At 46.0% G+C, this 17,458-nt stretch carries 15 protein-coding genes; 10 read left to right on the forward strand and 5 right to left on the reverse strand.

What is annotated here, in order from left to right; genetic code table 11:
* Positions 1-82 precede the first annotated feature (82 nt).
* Positions 83-460: a hypothetical protein gene (locus tag ACO1NU_RS01050; protein WP_448816589.1), complete on the forward strand. Its 378-nt coding sequence runs from the start codon at positions 83-85 to the stop codon at positions 458-460.
* On the opposite strand, the gene ACO1NU_RS01055 is transcribed toward ACO1NU_RS01050, so the two are convergent.
* On the reverse strand, positions 461-2,410 hold the full coding sequence (locus ACO1NU_RS01055; protein ID WP_448816590.1) for a tetratricopeptide repeat-containing sensor histidine kinase: 1,950 nt from the start codon (positions 2,408-2,410) through the stop codon (positions 461-463). It lies immediately after the preceding gene.
* Between the two features lie 335 nt (positions 2,411-2,745).
* Between ACO1NU_RS01055 and mnmA the strand changes: the two genes are divergently transcribed.
* The 5 genes from mnmA (at position 2,746) to ACO1NU_RS01080 (ending at position 10,140) form a co-directional block, all read left to right on the forward strand.
* On the forward strand, positions 2,746-3,834 hold the full coding sequence (gene mnmA / locus ACO1NU_RS01060; RefSeq protein WP_448816591.1) for a tRNA 2-thiouridine(34) synthase MnmA: 1,089 nt from the start codon (positions 2,746-2,748) through the stop codon (positions 3,832-3,834).
* 138 nt (positions 3,835-3,972) lie between these two features.
* Positions 3,973-6,312 (forward strand): type I DNA topoisomerase, encoded by a 2,340-nt coding sequence (gene topA / locus ACO1NU_RS01065; RefSeq protein ID WP_448816592.1) that lies wholly within the window; start codon positions 3,973-3,975, stop codon positions 6,310-6,312.
* Positions 6,313-6,342: 30 nt separating this feature from the next.
* A complete protein-coding gene (locus tag ACO1NU_RS01070; protein ID WP_448816593.1) occupies positions 6,343-6,747 on the forward strand; it encodes a hypothetical protein in 405 nt (134 codons plus the stop codon).
* Between the two features lie 278 nt (positions 6,748-7,025).
* Positions 7,026-9,155 carry a ribonuclease R gene (gene rnr, locus ACO1NU_RS01075; RefSeq protein ID WP_448816594.1) on the forward strand — a complete coding sequence of 710 codons (2,130 nt, stop codon included), beginning with the start codon at positions 7,026-7,028 and terminating at the stop codon, positions 9,153-9,155.
* Between the two features lie 7 nt (positions 9,156-9,162).
* Positions 9,163-10,140, forward strand: coding sequence for a polyprenyl synthetase family protein (locus ACO1NU_RS01080; RefSeq protein WP_448816595.1), 978 nt, complete (start codon positions 9,163-9,165; stop codon positions 10,138-10,140).
* A gap of 82 nt (positions 10,141-10,222) precedes the next feature.
* On the opposite strand, the gene rpmA is transcribed toward ACO1NU_RS01080, so the two are convergent.
* The gene (gene rpmA / locus ACO1NU_RS01085; protein ID WP_448816596.1) at positions 10,223-10,498 is read right to left on the reverse strand and encodes a 50S ribosomal protein L27; all 276 of its coding nucleotides are present in this window, start codon (positions 10,496-10,498) and stop codon (positions 10,223-10,225) included.
* A 67-nt stretch (positions 10,499-10,565) separates the two neighbouring features.
* Positions 10,566-10,877: a 50S ribosomal protein L21 gene (rplU, locus tag ACO1NU_RS01090; protein ID WP_448816597.1), complete on the reverse strand. Its 312-nt coding sequence runs from the start codon at positions 10,875-10,877 to the stop codon at positions 10,566-10,568.
* Positions 10,878-11,266: 389 nt separating this feature from the next.
* On the opposite strand from rplU, the gene ppnP reads away from it, so the two are divergent.
* Positions 11,267-11,548, forward strand: a complete 282-nt coding sequence (gene ppnP / locus ACO1NU_RS01095) for a pyrimidine/purine nucleoside phosphorylase (RefSeq protein WP_448816598.1) — start codon at positions 11,267-11,269, stop codon at positions 11,546-11,548.
* Between the two features lie 26 nt (positions 11,549-11,574).
* On the opposite strand, the gene ACO1NU_RS01100 is transcribed toward ppnP, so the two are convergent.
* Positions 11,575-12,477, reverse strand: coding sequence for a histone deacetylase family protein (locus ACO1NU_RS01100; RefSeq protein ID WP_448816599.1), 903 nt, complete (start codon positions 12,475-12,477; stop codon positions 11,575-11,577).
* 112 nt (positions 12,478-12,589) lie between these two features.
* On the opposite strand from ACO1NU_RS01100, the gene ACO1NU_RS01105 reads away from it, so the two are divergent.
* The 3 genes from ACO1NU_RS01105 (at position 12,590) to ACO1NU_RS01115 (ending at position 15,260) form a co-directional block, all read left to right on the forward strand.
* Positions 12,590-13,534, forward strand: coding sequence for a Smr/MutS family protein (locus ACO1NU_RS01105; RefSeq protein WP_448816600.1), 945 nt, complete (start codon positions 12,590-12,592; stop codon positions 13,532-13,534).
* Between the two features lie 14 nt (positions 13,535-13,548).
* Positions 13,549-14,601, forward strand: a complete 1,053-nt coding sequence (locus tag ACO1NU_RS01110; protein WP_448816601.1) for a hypothetical protein — start codon at positions 13,549-13,551, stop codon at positions 14,599-14,601.
* 233 nt (positions 14,602-14,834) lie between these two features.
* Positions 14,835-15,260 carry a nuclear transport factor 2 family protein gene (locus ACO1NU_RS01115; protein ID WP_448816602.1) on the forward strand — a complete coding sequence of 142 codons (426 nt, stop codon included), beginning with the start codon at positions 14,835-14,837 and terminating at the stop codon, positions 15,258-15,260.
* Positions 15,261-15,348: 88 nt separating this feature from the next.
* Here the strand turns inward: ACO1NU_RS01115 and ACO1NU_RS01120 are convergent, their stop codons facing one another.
* Positions 15,349-17,241: a DNA topoisomerase IV subunit B gene (locus tag ACO1NU_RS01120; RefSeq protein ID WP_448816603.1), complete on the reverse strand. Its 1,893-nt coding sequence runs from the start codon at positions 17,239-17,241 to the stop codon at positions 15,349-15,351.
* Between the last annotated feature and the right edge of the window lie 217 nt (positions 17,242-17,458).

Raw genomic sequence — 17,458 nt, forward strand, 5'->3', positions numbered from 1 at the left:
GTTAAGTTAACATACGTAGGTCATCCTGACAACAGCGTGCAGGATGTAAAAATGCAAACAAGTACACGATTACAAATTCAACATGTTAAACTTATACCGCCAGATAATAAGTAATAACCTGAACAATACTATCTTTGAGGAGCTGCCGGAAGAATGGCTGGAGAGGATCTCTCCGGACGTAAAAACTGAGCTGGTTCATGGCTTCTATAATGCGGGAATACTCACCATCAACCTTTCTGATTTCAACCGCAACAACTTCTACCAACATACTATCAGGCCTCAGTTTCAACATTACTGCGAAAGTCTTTATCTTCAGCTTGCCCCTATCTTACAGCGGTGCCTGCGTCGTATGTTCCTCGGCTTTAATGAAAATCTTGCTGAATATAAGGTGGTTCTTTTTATGGAAGGCGATGACGAAGATCAGCTTGAACCCGTGAAGTTCAATATCGACATTTTCTGATCAGGAAACATGCTTGCAGGTGAAGAAGAACTCTGCACCCTGTTCCAGCTTTGAGTGCGCCCAAATGCGCCCCCCATTTGCCTGAACGAATTCTTTGCAAAGCATGAGGCCAATTCCCGTCCCTTTTTCGCCGTTTGTTCCGTCATTTCTAAGGTTGAATGTCTCGAACAGCTGTTCGGCGTCCGATTCCTCCATTCCCTTACCATAATCTTTTACGGAGATACAAACCATTCCATCGTTTACTGTCGACTTAAGCTCGATCAGACTGTCCGGATAAGAAAATTTAATGGCGTTGCTGATCAGGTTCCGAAGAACAAATCCAAAATGATCGGGGTCTGCAGATACCTGTAACGTTTCCGGAATTTCACTCACCAGCGTTAACTTCTTTGCTGCACAGGCCGCAAAGAAAAAATCCCTGTTCTGTTGTACAACTCCGGCTACTTCAAAAACCTTTCCCTTCACCCGTACACCCTGAATCTGCGTCTTTCCCCATTCAAGCAAGGAATCGAGTGTAGATAAAGAAACTTCAGTATGCTTCTTTAGTATCTGAGCGATCTCTTTCAGCTCGTTGGGTTTAAGCACGTCGTTCTCCATCAGGGTCAACATCTGTACAACTGATCCCATCGGCCCCCTCAGATCATGGCCGATGATAGAGAAAAGCTTGTCTTTAACTTGATTGGATACTTTCAGGCGCTTATTAAGTCTTTGCATGTTATACAAAGAGAAATAAACCACCATCAGCATCACGATCACCAGCACGGCTACAGTAACACCGACATTACGTTGCAGTGTTGTCTTTCCGCTCAGTGTTTCGAGTGTTTTTATCTTCGCCTTGCTCCTCTCCTTGTCATACTCTACCTGCAACCTTTCAGCAGCACGCTTTCTGTCCTTGTTAAACAAAGAATCATCAAGTGCACGTTGCTTCTGCGAGATCAAAAAGGCGTCTTTGTAGTTCCCCTGTTCCTCGTATATTCCGATGTAAGCTTCGTATATTTCAGATAATAAGAAAGCGTGACCGATTGATTCTGCAATTTTTCGCGATTTGTCCAGAAGACGCAGTGCTTCGGTAAAATTCTTTCTATCTACATAGATAGCCGCAATGTTGATGAGTACCTGCGATTCTTTCTCGGGAAGTCTGAATTGCCTGGCTTTCGCTAAAGACCTTTGATGAAAACTCAATGCTGTATCCGGAGATCCGAGATGCTGATACGCATTACCTGCATTCGTCAGCGAAGAGATATAAAGATCGGCATGAACAAGGCTGTCGGCATGCTGAACGCCCGCGATGAAATACTTCAGCGCCTCTCTCATATTCCCTTTTTTTGCATATACCACGCCGATATTATTCTGAAGAGATAATGAAGAACTTACCGAGGGTGCTGCTTTCAGCAAAGCTTTCCCCTTCGTGTAGTATTCAAGCGCCTGATCCAGATTTCCACTTTGCTCATTGATCAGCCCAAGTTTGATATAGGCATCGAACATACCCTTCTTGTTGCGCGTTTTTTCGAAGATCCTCAAAGCCTGCAGAATATAGGAAGTCGCCTCAGGAAAGTGTCCGCCTTTTCCGGTAATCGTCCCCAGAGTGAGGTAGCTTAAAGCAATACCTTCCTGATCTCTGATCCTTTCAAATCCGGTCAAAGCTTCCTGGGCAAACTCTTTCGACAAAGTTAAATTTCCATGAGCGTGGTACACGGAGGCCAGGCGGTTCAGCAAGGTGTATTCTCCCTTATGATTTCTGGTTGCACGCGCAAGCGCAAGTGCCTGAGATGCATAGTGAACTGAGGAATCATAATCTGACGACATGTAGTAGTCAGTCAGCTCAGTATAGACCTTGATTCTGGACGTATCCGATCGTGCCTCCTCTAGCTCCCGAAGTAAGCCGGTGGGCGTCTTACTTGCTATGGCTAAGGCACTTAGAAGCGAAAAACATACCAGAAAAAATAGCCTCATGAATCAGATTGCCAATTGATTAACTCAAACAATAATTGACACTCAAGTATAATAGTTTATCCCGCAATATCCTACAAAAAATCGAACTAAAATGATAATATTTAACAGTCTCGTAAAGTTTATGACTTCAATCATGCCCAATCACGCGGTTGGATCATTTTTTCCCAGGTAAAAAGCCGCGATGTTTGTATCAATGATTGTTGCTACCCCAAGCAACTTTTTTCATAGGTAGATGTAGGGTCAGGCGATAACATATTGCCTGACTTTTTTTATGCCCATATTTTACAAGCGATTGACGGCCTGAATACATCTTTACTTTATCTTTGCCGCATATTATGAGCAAGCACGGAAGAATATTAGTAGCAATGAGTGGCGGAGTGGATAGTTCCGTAGCTGCTGTCATGCTACATGAGCAGGGATACGAAGTGATAGGTCTTACCATGAAAACGTGGGACTATGCCTCGTCGGGCTCTTCATCTAAAGAAACAGGCTGCTGCAGTCTGGACTCCATTAACGACGCCCGGTCTCTGGCTGTAGGCTACGGGTTCCCTCACTATATTCTGGACATCAGAAATGAGTTCGGTGACTTTGTGATCGACAACTTCGTTGACGAATACCTGGCTGGCAGAACACCCAACCCTTGCGTGCTATGCAATACGCACATCAAATGGGAAGCGCTCCTGAAGCGTGCCGATAAACTCGATTGCGAATTTATCGCCACCGGCCACTATGCTAATATTCGCTTACAGGACAGCGGACGCTATGTGATTTCCAAAGGTAAAGACGAAAACAAAGATCAGTCTTACGTCCTCTGGGGTGTATCTCAGAAAAACCTTGCCCGTACACAGTTCCCACTCGGAAGTTTCACCAAAGCAGAGATCCGGCAGATGGCCCTTGATATGGGACAAACGGAACTCGCAAAAAAAGGAGAGAGCTACGAGATTTGCTTCGTACCGGATAACGACTACCGTTCATTCCTGCGTCATCGTGTAGATGGCCTTGAGCAAAAAGTAGCCGGTGGAAATTTCGCCCTTAGCGATGGCACCATCGTTGGTCAGCATCAGGGATACCCTTTCTATACCATCGGTCAGCGTAAGGGCCTCGGCATTGCCTTCGGTCACCCGATGTTTGTTACCGAGATATTGCCGGAAAGCAATACGGTTGTTCTAGGCACTCAGGAAGAACTGAAGAAAAGCGTTGCTCTGGTAAGAGGTCTTAACTTGATCAAATATGAAAGCATCCAGCAACCTTTGGAAGCCATCACCAAGATCAGATATAAGGATGCAGGTGCTAACAGTACCATCGTGCAGGAAGACGGACTGATGAAAGTGGAGTTTCACCATGCAGTATCGGGAATTGCACCCGGACAGTCTGCGGTGTTCTACGAAGGCAATGACTTGCTAGGCGGAGGATTTTTGCTGTAAGGCAATTAATTCGCAAAGTATCAGTCAAAAATCGCCCAATTTCATCATCAAAACGGCCTTTCTCAACTACCCAAAAGATAATTCTATTTTGCATTGGGTTGATTAATGTCTTTCTTTGCAGAAAAACCAATCTTCTGAATGGCAAAAAATTTACTAATCGTTGAGTCCCCTGCTAAGGCAAAAACCATTGAAGGTTATTTGGGTAGCGACTTCATGGTAAAATCCAGTTACGGGCATATCCGTGACCTGGTGAAGACCGATGATGCAATAGATACTGAAAATAACTTCACACAAAAATACGAAGTACCGGCCGACAAAAAGGCCGTTGTAAGCGAATTAAAGAAGCTTGCAAAGGACGCCGAAATGGTCTGGCTCGCATCCGATGAGGACCGCGAGGGAGAGGCTATTTCGTGGCACCTGTTCGAGACCCTGGGTTTGAAGGACGAAAAAACGAAAAGAATTGTGTTTCATGAGATCACGAAGCCTGCCATATTAAAGGCTATCGAATCGCCCCGTACTATCGATTATAACCTGGTTCATGCTCAGCAGGCCAGACGCGTACTCGACAGACTGGTTGGTTTTGAGCTCTCACCCGTTCTATGGAAGAAGGTCAAACCCTCTTTGTCAGCCGGCCGCGTACAATCCGTTGCCGTGCGCCTCATAGTAGAACGTGAAAGAGAGATCAACAAGTTCAATCCCACCGCAGCATACAAGATCACTGCGATCTTCAATACCGGGAAAGTAAGAGAATTCTTCAAGGCAGAACTCCCGGAACGCTTTGAAACAGAGCAGGAAGCCACGGCGTTCCTCCAGGCTTGCAAAGATGCCGACTTCAAGGTCAGCAGTGTAGAAAGCAGGCCGACAAAAAGAAACCCCGCCCCCCCGTTTACTACCTCTACCCTTCAGCAGGAAGCAAGCAGGAAGCTGGGTTTTTCGGTTTCAAGGACTATGACCGTCGCGCAGCGTCTGTACGAGTCGGGAAAGATCACCTACATGAGAACAGACTCGGTGAACTTATCTGATACCGCACTCGAAGCCGCAACACAAGAGATTAAAAGCGCTTATGGTGACAAATACCATCAGCACCGCAAATACAAAACGAAGGCCGCGGGAGCGCAGGAAGCACACGAAGCGATCCGTCCTACTTACTTCGATCAGCATACCATCGATGGTGACCATTCTGAGAAACGCCTTTACGAATTGATCTGGAAGCGTGCAATCGCTTCACAGATGAGTGAGGCCCAATTTGAGAAAACTACCGCTAAAATCACCATATCGAACCGCAAAGAAAACTTTGTAGCCAACGGAGAGGTGATGAAGTTTGACGGATTCCTCAAAGTATATATGGAATCCCAGGACGATGATCAGGAAGTGAACCTGGATGAGGAAGCAGGAAATGCGATCCTCCCTCCTCTCACAAAAGAACAGTCAGTCATTCGCCACGAGATTAAAGCAACGGAGCGTTATACCCGCCCTCCTGCCCGCTATACCGAGGCAAGCCTGGTAAAGAAACTCGAAGAGCTGGGAATCGGACGACCATCCACTTACGCACCGACCATCTCCACGGTTCAAAACAGGGGTTATGTAGTGAAGGAAGACCGGGAAGGAAAGTCGAGAGACTTCTGTGTATTTACCCTAAACGGCCCCGAGTTGGTTAAAGAAACCAAAACGGAGATTACAGGTGCCGAGAAGTCGAAACTTTTTCCGACTGATATTGGCGCTGTAGTAAACGATTTTCTGGTGCAGCACTTCAATGGCATCGTCGACTTCCACTTTACAGCAAGCGTTGAAAAGGAATTCGATGAGATAGCCAACGGACTGAAAAACTGGACTGAAATGCTCAAGTCGTTCTACAATCCCTTCCACAAGGAAGTGGAGAACACGATCCTGAACGCAGAAAAAGCCAGAGGAGAACGCGACTTGGGTCTTGATCCGGAAACCGGCAAAAAGGTTTCTGTTCGCATCGGCCGCTTTGGTCCATTCGTACAGATCGGCGAAACAGAGGGTGAAGAAAAACCGCGTTATGCCAGTCTGAGATCCGGACAAATGATCGAATCGATCACCCTGGAAGAAGCGATGGAACTCTTTAAACTTCCTAAAAAAGTCGGTGAGTTTGAAGAAAAAGACATGACCGTAGCAATAGGTCGTTTCGGACCATACGTCAGACATAACAGTGCCTTCTACTCCTTACCTAAAGGTGTTGATCCGCACTCCGTAACCGAAGAAGCATGTATCGAGATCATTCTCGAGAAGCGCAAGAAGGACGCCGAAAAGCTGATCAAAACCTTCGAGGAAGACCCTACCGTGAAGATCCTGAACGGAAGATGGGGCCCCTACATCGAGTACGGTAAGGCAAACGTCAAGATCCCGAAAGATAAAGAAGCTGCATCACTTACATTTGAAGAGGTGAAGGCCCTTGCAGAAGCTGCAGAAAAAGAGCCTAAAAAGACCACCAAAAAATTCGCGAAAAAGAAATAGGAAATAGCTCAGTCTAAATCTGAAAAGAATATGAAGAAAGATCTTCCCGAAAACCTTGTTCAGGACATCGGCATAGCCGTTGTCCTGGAAAGCGATAGTCCGCAGGGCCGGTCCTGGAATGTCTATTTGATCAATCTGAAAGACACACCCCTGCAAACGGTGCTGATATCTTCCAAAGGATATGGGCTCAAAGACGGGGTCGACGTGAAGACATCGGTTCTGAGGCATTCAATAGGCGATATTCCCGCGAAGACTACCGCGCGCGTGGAAGCCATCGATGAGCAGGTTTTCGGACTCACTAACGAGTACCTGCTCAGCTTCTACATCGGGAATGAGATCTATGATAAGAAATATATCTTTGTTCCTGAGAGTATTGTTGAAACCAACATGGTAAGAATTCCCCTGCTGAATAAACCGGGTATCCTTATCCTCTAAGATATACCATCATATGCCCTGGCTGCTGCCAGGCAGCACTTTTCAAGTATCTGGCGGGAGAGTTCCCTGCAGTTCAACGGATCAGCGTCGAATCAGGCACCTGCCAGTTACAAAACCATGGCGACCCGAAGAGCCTTTTGTCCTTCAGCAAATAGAACCCTTTCCAAAGCGAAACATAGATCAAAATCCTTAACTTGCTACCGAAAGGTCTCACAGCTTAAATAACCATGAACTTTATGGTATATCCATACGTTGTGATTACATAACACATTTACAAAATGGCGAAGAAAAAATCCAACCATCTGATAGTTGTTTTCACGCAGCTTATCACTGATATATTGGAAAAAGGGGGCAACGCTCCCATGAATTATAAACAAATTGCAGCAAAGCTTAACCTGACCGATCCCGAGTCGCGGGAAACAATACTGGTGGTTTTGAAAGAAGAAACCCGGAAAGGGATCTTCATCGAGCCGCAGAAAGGTAAATTTCAATTAAAAGAGCTCAAGACAATCATCACCGGAAAAGTATCGATGACCAGCGATGGTTCGGCCTTTATTACCCCTGATGATGAGTTTGAAGAAGACATCTATATCGCACCACGAAAAGTGGGCATCGCACTGAACGGCGATAAGGTTAGGGCCTACGTGTTCTCTAATCGTAAGGGAAAGCGTAAAGAAGGAGAAATCATCGAGATCCTCGAGAGAGCGAAAATGGAGTTCACCGGAATCGTTAAGATAAGCGGCGCTTTTGCATTTTTTATTCCCGACGACCGTAAGATGCTCCGCGATATCTTTATCCCGCTGGAGAACCTCAATGGCGCTGAACATGGCGTAAAAGCAGTGGCCAAAATCACGGACTGGCCCGATGGCGCCAAGAATCCTGTCGGTACGATCACTACGGTTCTGGGTGTGCAGGGCGAAAATAACACCGAAATGAGCGCCATCCTGGCGGAATACGGTTTTCCACTCTCTTTTCCAGATGATGTGGAAAAAGAAGCAGAGGCTATACCCGACGAGATATCGGAAGAAGAAATTGCAAAACGCCGCGATTTCAGGGATGTCCTTACCTTCACCATCGACCCCGCCGACGCGAAGGACTTTGATGATGCTATCTCCTACCGGGTGCTGGAGAACGGAAATTACGAGATCGGCGTCCATATCGCCGATGTGTCGCACTATGTGCGTCCGGATACAGCGCTTGACAAAGAAGCATTTGAGCGCGGAACTTCGGTTTATCTGGTAGACCGGGTTATCCCGATGCTGCCTGAGCGCTTATCGAACGGCGTTTGCTCACTGCGGCCCAATGAAGACAAGCTTTGCTTCTCTGCCGTGTTTGAAATGGATGAGAAGGCCAACGTAATCGAACAGTGGTTTGGTAAAACCATCATTCATTCCAACAGGCGTTTCAGCTATGAAGAAGCACAGGAGGTCATTGAGGGAAACTCAGACGAGCTGAAGGACGAAATACTGAAGCTGAATGAGCTGGCATACATCCTTCGGGAGCGCAAGTTTAAGCAGGGTGCCATTAGCTTTGAGACTTCAGAGGTGAAGTTTCAGCTGGATGAACAGGGCAAGCCTATCGGTGTCTATGTCAAGGAGCGCAAGGATGCTCATAAGCTGATTGAAGACTATATGTTGCTGGCCAATAGGAAAGTGGCAGAGTTCATTGCCAAAAAAGGCAAGGGCAAAAAGAAATACACCTTTGTTTACCGCGCCCACGATGCGCCGAACGAGCAGACGCTTATGGGCTTTGTTCAGTTTGCCGCACAGTTTGGTTATAAAATCAGCATGAAGTCTGACCGGGATATTGCCCGTTCGCTAAACCACCTGATGGCCGACGTGGAAGGTAAAAAGGAGCAGAACGTACTGACACATCTGGCGATACGCTCGATGGCTAAGGCGATCTATACCACTAAGAAATCGGGGCACTATGGTCTGGCCTTCGACTATTATACACACTTCACCTCCCCCATCCGCCGCTTGCCTGACGTATTGGTGCACCGCTTGCTGGAACGCTACCTGGAGGGCGGCAATTCTGCCAACGAAGAGGAGTATGAAAAGATGTGTGTGCATGCTTCGCAGATGGAAAAAAAGGCGGCCGACGCTGAGCGGGCGTCCGTGAAGTACAAGCAGGCTGAATATCTGCAGGAAAATATCGGCAAGGAGTTCACCGGTATTATCTCGGGAGTAACCGAATGGGGTATGTTCGTAGAGATTGAAGAGAACAAATGCGAAGGTATGGTGCGCCTGCGCGACATCGCCGACGACTTTTATGTACTCGACGAGAAGAACTACTGTATCATCGGCCAGCGCAAAAAGAAAAAGTACCAGCTGGGTGATGAAGTGAGGATTCTGGTAAAGAAGGTGGATCTGGCCAAAAGGCAAATTGACTTTAAATTACTTCAATAAATTATACATGTATTCTATTACACAACTTCAGGACCTGATCAACAAACAGATTGTTGAAAAGAAGTATCCTGTTACGCCTGCGGAACTGTATGATCCAATCACCTATATCATGTCTCTGGGGGGCAAGAGAATGCGCCCTGTGATGACAATGATGGCTTGTGACATGTTCGGCGGACACATTACTGCAGCGCTTGAGCCTGCCCTGGCTGTTGAGCTTTTTCACAACTTCACCCTCATGCATGATGATATCATGGATAAGGCTCCTTTACGACGCGGAAAATCCACTGTACATTCTAAGTGGAATGACAATGTAGCGATCCTCTCGGGGGATGTGATGCTGGTGGAAGCTTATAAGACACTGGTGAATTCGGTAGACGGCGCCATTCTGAAGGATGTGCTGACGGTGTTTAACGATACAGCAGCAGGTGTGTGTGAGGGTCAGCAGACGGATATGAACTTCGAGCTGATGGGAGACGTGAGCGTTGCACAGTATCTGGATATGATCAGGCTGAAAACAGCAGTATTGCTGGGTTGCAGTTTGAAGATCGGTGCGCTGATCGGCAATGCCAATAAAGAGGATGCTGATCATCTGTATAACTTCGGTGTCAATATCGGAATAGCCTTCCAGCTTCAGGACGATATCCTGGATGTGTACGGTGATCCTGAGAAATTTGGCAAACAGGTGGGCGGCGATATTCTTGCCAATAAAAAAACGTTCCTGCTGATAAAAGCAATTGAATTGGCGGAGGAGCTGGATAAGGAAGAGCTGCAATACTGGCTGAATGCAAAAGAATGCGATCCTGCAAGTAAGATCAGCTCGGTCACGGCCATCTACGACCGACTGGGCGTACGCCAGCTTGCTGAAGATGAGATGAACCTCTACGCGCGCAGGAGTTTGTCTGAGCTCGCCAAGGTTCAGGTAAATGAAGAAAACAAGCAGCCGCTGGTGGACTTTGCGGGACAATTGCTGATACGTGAAACCTAATGGGTTTCACACGTATACCTAAAATAAAAAAGGTCCTTGCTTCAAATGAAACAAGGACCTTTTTGTATATCGTGTACTTTGATTACTCTGCTGTAGCAGGAGCTTCAACAGGAAGTACAGAAACGTATGATCTGTTATCAGCTTTCTTTCTGAATACTACTGTACCGTCGATCAGAGCGAAGATCGTGTGATCTTTTCCTAAACCAACGTTTTTATCTGGGTGGTGTTTAGTACCACGCTGACGTACAATGATATTTCCAGCAATAGCTGCCTGACCACCGAAGATCTTAATACCTAAGCGTTTGCTATGTGATTCTCTACCGTTATTCGAACTACCAGCGCCTTTCTTGTGTGCCATGTTTTCTTATATTATGAACTGATCGCTCAATTCAGGTTATTATTCTGTTCTTGGATTATTCTGTTAATTACAAAGTAATACCAGTGATCTCAATTTTTGAGAACTGCTGACGGTGACCGTTCTTCTTCTTGTAGCCTTTACGACGTTTTTTCTTGAAGACGATTACTTTATCTCCTTTTAAATGAGACACGATCTTAGCTGAAACCTTAGCTCCTGTTAATGCGTTTGCACCAACTTTGATGTTACTTCCGTCTGCAGCTAACAATACCTGGTCAAATTCAACACTAGCGCCTTCTTCTCCTTGTAGACGATGTACAAAGATCTGCTGGTCTTTTGCAACCTTGAATTGCTGTCCGGCTATATTTACTATTGCGTACATTGTTAGTTAATTAGTTTTTTTTAAATGAGGTGCAAATATAGCCATTAAATATATACCGCGCAAATGTTATAACAATTGATTTTAAAAGATGCCCGCTATAAGTAAGCTTCATCTACAAAGTGTAGGAACATTCCACGGCCTGAATGACATATCTCCTTCAGAGGACCTTGATAACCATGCAATTGTAAAACGAGAATGATTTGGCACAGCTTTAGTCCCTACAGGTACAAACATCACTATCATATAACGTTCCATTCATCCTGGAAGTCTAGTTACGAAATAAAAATCAACCTTTCTAAGCCCCTTTAACAGGGGCTTTTTTGTTTTGAGCAAGTTAAGCGATGTGCATTTCAGTAATATTTCAGATATTCCGGTACTAAATAACACATATGATACAAGTAAACGAATATTTTGACGGGGCTGTTAAGTCTCTCGGCTATGCTACCGAACAAGGGAAATCAACAATCGGAGTAATTGAAGAAGGCGAATACGAGTTTGGAACGTCCAGCAAGGAAACGATGCAGGTAATCGAAGGAGAACTGATTGCATTGCTGCCCGGTGATGCCGAATGGAAGTCATACACAAACGGCCAGTCATTTGATGTACCTGCGAACTCCAGCTTCAAAGTAAAAACAAATCGACAGAGCTCTTATCTGTGTACATACCAATAAACGGCGGAGAGGCTCTGACCTCTCCCCTAAAAATAAATCTCATCGGCAAGCCGGTAGGTATTGCAATGAGCCTCCACGATATCAATGATCTTGTGCGAATATCCGCCCCCCATACTAACCTGAACGGGCACTCCCCTTCTTTTACATAGAGCAAGCACCATCCGGTCGCGCATCTTGCAGGCTTCCCGGCTCAGGGCCAGATGTCCGAGTTTATCAGTAGCCAGCACATCCACACCAGAAAGGTAGAAGACGAAATCAGGTGCCACCTTGTCGAACAAGGGCTCCAGATGCCGGTCCAGAATCTGCAGGTACTCCTCGTCACCCGTCCCAACCGCCAGCCCGATATCCAGATCAGACTGCTCCTTGCGGAAAGGAAAGTTTTTTTCAGCATGCATGGAAAAAGTAAAAACCCGGAAATTATTCCGGAAGATTTCCGCCGTACCGTTCCCCTGGTGCACATCCAGGTCTACAATAAGTACGCTGGAGGCGATTTCCCGGCTCAGGAGGTAGTTTGCTGCAATAGCCTGATCATTGAGCAGGCAGAAGCCTTCGGCCCAGTGAGAGCCCGCGTGATGCGTGCCACCAGCCACGTTAAAGGCGATACCATTCTCCAGCGCGTAGTGACAGCCCTCGATAGTACCTTGAACGATACAGCGCTCACGGTCGACGAGTGAGCGGCTTAAAGGGAAGCCGGACCTTCTGATCTCGGCGGGACTGAGGTTCAGGTCGCGCAGCCGCTCCCAGTAATCGCGCTGATGGCTGAGCAGTACCACCTCATCGGTGACCGATCCGGGGGAAAACAGGTTTTCCGCACAAATCAGTCCCTCGTAGATCAGCTGTTCGGGTATCAGCTCATACTTCAGCATCGGAAACCGATGTCCTGCAGGCAAAGGGTGGGAATACTTAGGATCCCAGGCAATCTTCAACACATTCTAAAGTACAAAAGATATGGAAAACCTGCAGGCGTCCCCGTATGTTTAACGCTACGAATGCCACATAAGGCAATTTTTATCTAAGTTTGTTACTCAATAGACATACACAATGGAATTTAAGTTAGGAGAGTTTGTTCGTTTCGTAGACGAGAGAATGGAAGGCTATGTCACCCGTATCATAAGCAACGATATGATCGGCGTGACCGGGGAGGATGATTTCGAAATTCCTGTTTTAACCACGAAAGTAACCCGGGTACACGGACATAAATATGCAGATGCCGCACAACAGTTTGAGGCTGAAGCACCGGTATCGTCTGAGACCTTTGAGAAGAAAGGAATATTCCTGGCCGTTGTGCCCGATCCGAACAAGGCATCGGTAGTACACTTCCATCTGGTAAATGATACGTCATTTCAACTGCTTGTCACATTGGTGACCGATAAGGCGGGCACCTCCAAAGGAGAGTTTGCCGGCAGCATACAGGCACATAGTGCAGTCGAAATCTATTCGACCAACTTATCCGATATGAGTATTTGGCCCGAATTTATCATCCGGGGTTTGTATTTCTCTAAATCCGGTGTGGAAATTCCAGAGGCTATTCAGTATACAGAAAAGTTCAGGGCCAGGGATTTCGCTGGCGCGAAGAAGAAAGTAGCACGCCTGAATAAAGAAGCCTGGGTATTCCGCATAGATGAAGACGAGCTGGTGATCGATGCAGAGAAGCTGAAGGAGAGCTTTTTCAAACCGGTAGCAGAGAAAAAAGTGGTGGAGAAGCCTTCGGCTGAGATCGACCTGCATATTGAAAAGCTGAGGGATGACTATCAGTTCCTGAGCAACACTGAGATACTGAAGATCCAGATGGATCATTACAAAAAAGCATTGGATGCCGCGATTGTACACAAGCTCCCTTCCATCACCTTTATTCATGGAATTGGCAACGGCACCCTGAAGCAGGAGATCCATAAGACATTGGGCCGCAACAATCAGGTTAAAACATTTTTAGATGCCCGTAAAGAGAAGTTTGGCTACGGCGCTACCGAAGTTATTTTAAAATAGTTTAAGAGTCCACCATGACGCAGTTTGAGACGAGAGCAGATGTCCCATCAAAGAAGAAGTTCTTCTACCCCATTCACGAGCCCCTAAGAGAGTATTTGGTTAAATATAACCGTGAGGTCAAGCTTCCGGTACAATATTCTGACCTGTTGCGCTTCCAGTTCAGCACTCCCCTGCTGGATAAGGCAGGGAACGATACGCTGTGGCAAACGGTGTACTACGACCAGTCGGAGATGAACGAGCTGTTCCCTAACCTAACCTATATATATGCGCTGATGAATGCGGACGGCGACATGCAGGTGATGGAGCATTTGCATATTGCGCAGATCGACTACTGCACCTTTGGTAACTCCAAACCTTTCCGCATCCGGGTAATGAACCGGTTTAACGACAACTATGACTACTTCTATGTGAAGGTGGCAGATGCGTCGCGGGTATATGGCATTGAACTGGAGCATATCCTTTCGCCAAATCGTATCACTTACCTGACGGATAACAGTACGCTTATCGAGGAACACATCTCCGGGCTACCGGGGGATGTCTTTATCCAGCAGCGTACCAATACCTCCAAGTTCAACCAGATCCGAATCTGTAAGGAGTTTGTGAAGTTCAACGAGCGTTGTTTCATACGTTTGCTGGGCGACATGCGTTCTTACAACTATGTGGTGCACATTACTCCCGATATAGAGGGTAACCAGTACCGGATCCGGGCGATTGACTTCGATCAGCAATCGTATGAGGGGCGCAGGAACTTCTACCTTCCGCATTACTTCAAGGAAAACAACAAACTGGTGCAGCTGGGAATCCAGCACATGGACAAGACCACCATGAGACAATATCAGGAAGAAGAGCGGAGTTTGATCAACAGCAGGATGAAACTGGTGCACTACCGCCTGAAGGATGTACTCGCCGTGATGAAAAATCATGAGATCTCTCCGAAGGAAAAAGTGGAGCGACTGGCAGGCGAATTATTGGATTATCACAAGAAGGGATCCTTCAAAAAATGCCGCACAATGGGCGAGTTGGTGGAGGAACAGCTCATTGTATTCTTCGAGAAGAAGCAAATATGATCAGGGTCACACTTTTTTGATCAAAAATATCTCAAGTCACATTGTTATTTATCGCGATTTAACTCAAAAAACTGCGACACCTTGATGGTTAAAAACCTAAAATTTGCAGGATTTTCAAAGGTAGTTATCCATCCTTGAATTTCGGTTAAAAGTGTAGCTGAGAGGTGCAAAAACAACCTTTTGCCCTCTATATTTGTTTCATAATAAACAAAGAACAACTAATACTAAATATTATGAAAACTTTAAATTCTATATTCGCTGCACTGTTAATTCCTATTCTTTTCACTACTGTTGGTTATGCAAAAGTGGACAAAGGCTATCTGACTATGGATTACGCAATTAAGACCTATGTAGAGGCCGTAACCATGGGAAAAGTTAAAGGAGTTGAGGAAATTCTGGATAACAATGTTAAGTTCACCCTTGCACAAGGCAACAAAGTAATTAACTATAACAAAATGGAGTTAATCAACTCCCTGAAGATTTCGGAAAACATTAACCAAAACTGCAGGACTGACTACTCCATCATTGAAAAAGGAGATGCTCAGACCATTGTTAAAGTAAAGATGGATTATGAAAACTTCTCTAAAATCAATTATGTAACTATTTCCAATACAGATCAGGGTTGGAAGATAACTAACGTATCAAGTGTATATAAATAAGTAATCATCACCATTACAAAATAAAAGGGCTGACTCATTAAATGAGTCAGCCCTTTTATTTTGTATAAGCAGTTTTTTCAAACAGCTATCAGGCTGCAGGCTCTTCGACCGCTTCGGTGGGTTCAACCACTTCTGGTAGTAAGAGCGTGTCGTCCTTTTCAACCCGGAGGTTAGCCACGATATGCTGCTGACGTGAGGGGGTATTTTTACCCATGAAATACTGCAGAAGTGACTGGTTATTGGAATCTCTCAGGATGACAGGATCCAGGCGCATATCTTTCCCGATAAAGAGCCCGAACTCGTCAGGGGATATTTCACCCAGTCCTTTGAATCGGGTGATCTCCGGCTTGGTTCCAAGCTTCGCGATGGCGTTTCTACGTTCCTCATCACTGTAACAATAGATCGTTTCTTTTTTGTTCCTTACGCGGAAAAGCGGCGTCTGCAGGATAAAGACGTGTCCGGCTTTTACCAGATCGGGAAAGAACTGAATGAAGAAGGTCATGATCAGGAGGCGTATGTGCATCCCGTCGACGTCGGCATCTGTGGCAATCACAATATTGTTGTAGCGTAAGCCTTCAAGACCGTCTTCAATATTCAATGCATGCTGCAGAAGATTAAACTCTTCATTTTCGTACACAATCTTTTTCGTCAACCCGAAACAGTTGAGTGGCTTACCCTTTAGTGAGAAAACGCCTTGTGTCATTACATCACGCGACTTGGTGATCGATCCACTGGCTGAGTCCCCCTCGGTGATAAACAGGGTGGTTTCCTGCTTGCGTTCGTGGTTATCATCAAAGTGGATCTTGCAGTCACGTAACTTACGGTTATGTAACGACGCTTTTTTAGCACGCTCGTTAGCCAGCTTCTTGATGCCCGCGATATCTTTACGCTCACGCTCCGACTGGAGAATCCGCTTGAGCATGGCATCCGCAACCTGTGGATATTTATGAAGGTAGTCGTCCAGGCTCTTTTTTACGAAGTCGTTAACGAAGGCTCTAACGGTAGGACCATCAGGACCGACGTTCAGGGAACCCAGCTTTGTTTTGGTTTGCGACTCGAAGACAGGCTCCTGCACACGGACAGATATGGCCGCTACAATAGATGCCCGGACATCAGAAGCATCGAATTCCTTTTTAAAGAACTCGCGGATGGTCTTTACCACGGCTTCACGAAATGCAGCCTGGTGGGTACCACCCTGCGTCGTATTCTGTCCGTTTACAAAGGAGTAGTACTCTTCGCCATATTGTTGCGCATGCGTCATCGCCACTTCGATATCCTCTCCTTTCAGGTGGATGATGGAATAACGGATGGTCTCCGCATCGGTATTCTTAACAAGGAGGTCATGAAGCCCCCTTTCAGAAAAATATTTCTTCCCGTTAAAATTGATAACCAGACCCGCGTTCAGGAATACGTAATTCCAGATCATGTTTTCAATAAACTCGGGAATGAATCGGTAATTACGGAATATGGTATTATCCGGATGGAAGGTAATCGCAGTACCGTTCCGTTGCGTGGTTTCCTTTTCCGGTTCATCGCGAACGATAGCACCCTGGCTGAACTCGGCGATCTTGGTCCGTCCATCGCGATAAGACTGTACAACGAATGTGGATGACAAAGCGTTAACAGCCTTTGTACCCACACCATTCAATCCTACGGATTTCTGGAAAGCACGGGAATCGTACTTACCACCCGTATTGATCTTCGATACACAGTCGATCACCTTACCTAATGGGATACCCCTTCCGTAATCGCGAACGGAGACTTTGTGCTCGGAGATGTTTACGTCGATGGTACGCCCGGCGCCCATAACGAACTCATCGATGGAGTTATCAATGATTTCCTTCAGTAATACATAGATACCATCATCGTACGCAGATCCGTCACCCAGCTTTCCGATATACATGCCCGGTCTGAGTCGGATATGCTCCTTCCAATCGAGGGACTTTATACTGTCTTCACTATACGTATTTGTTTCCGCCATAATATTATCCGGTATTTGTTTTACAAAAATAGAAATAATCACTTCGTTCAGGCACCGACTTGTCCTTTTCATTATACACCTGCGCCATTTATGAATCTTTCAGTACAATACCGTCTACAAAAAGTTACACTATTGGTACATGCCCAGGGCCGTTTAAACGCCGGTTTAGCTTTTTTACGCTGTAAACCTGTGTTTATTCGTTTTTGGTACAGTATTC

The organism is Arcticibacter sp., assembly GCF_053551015.1.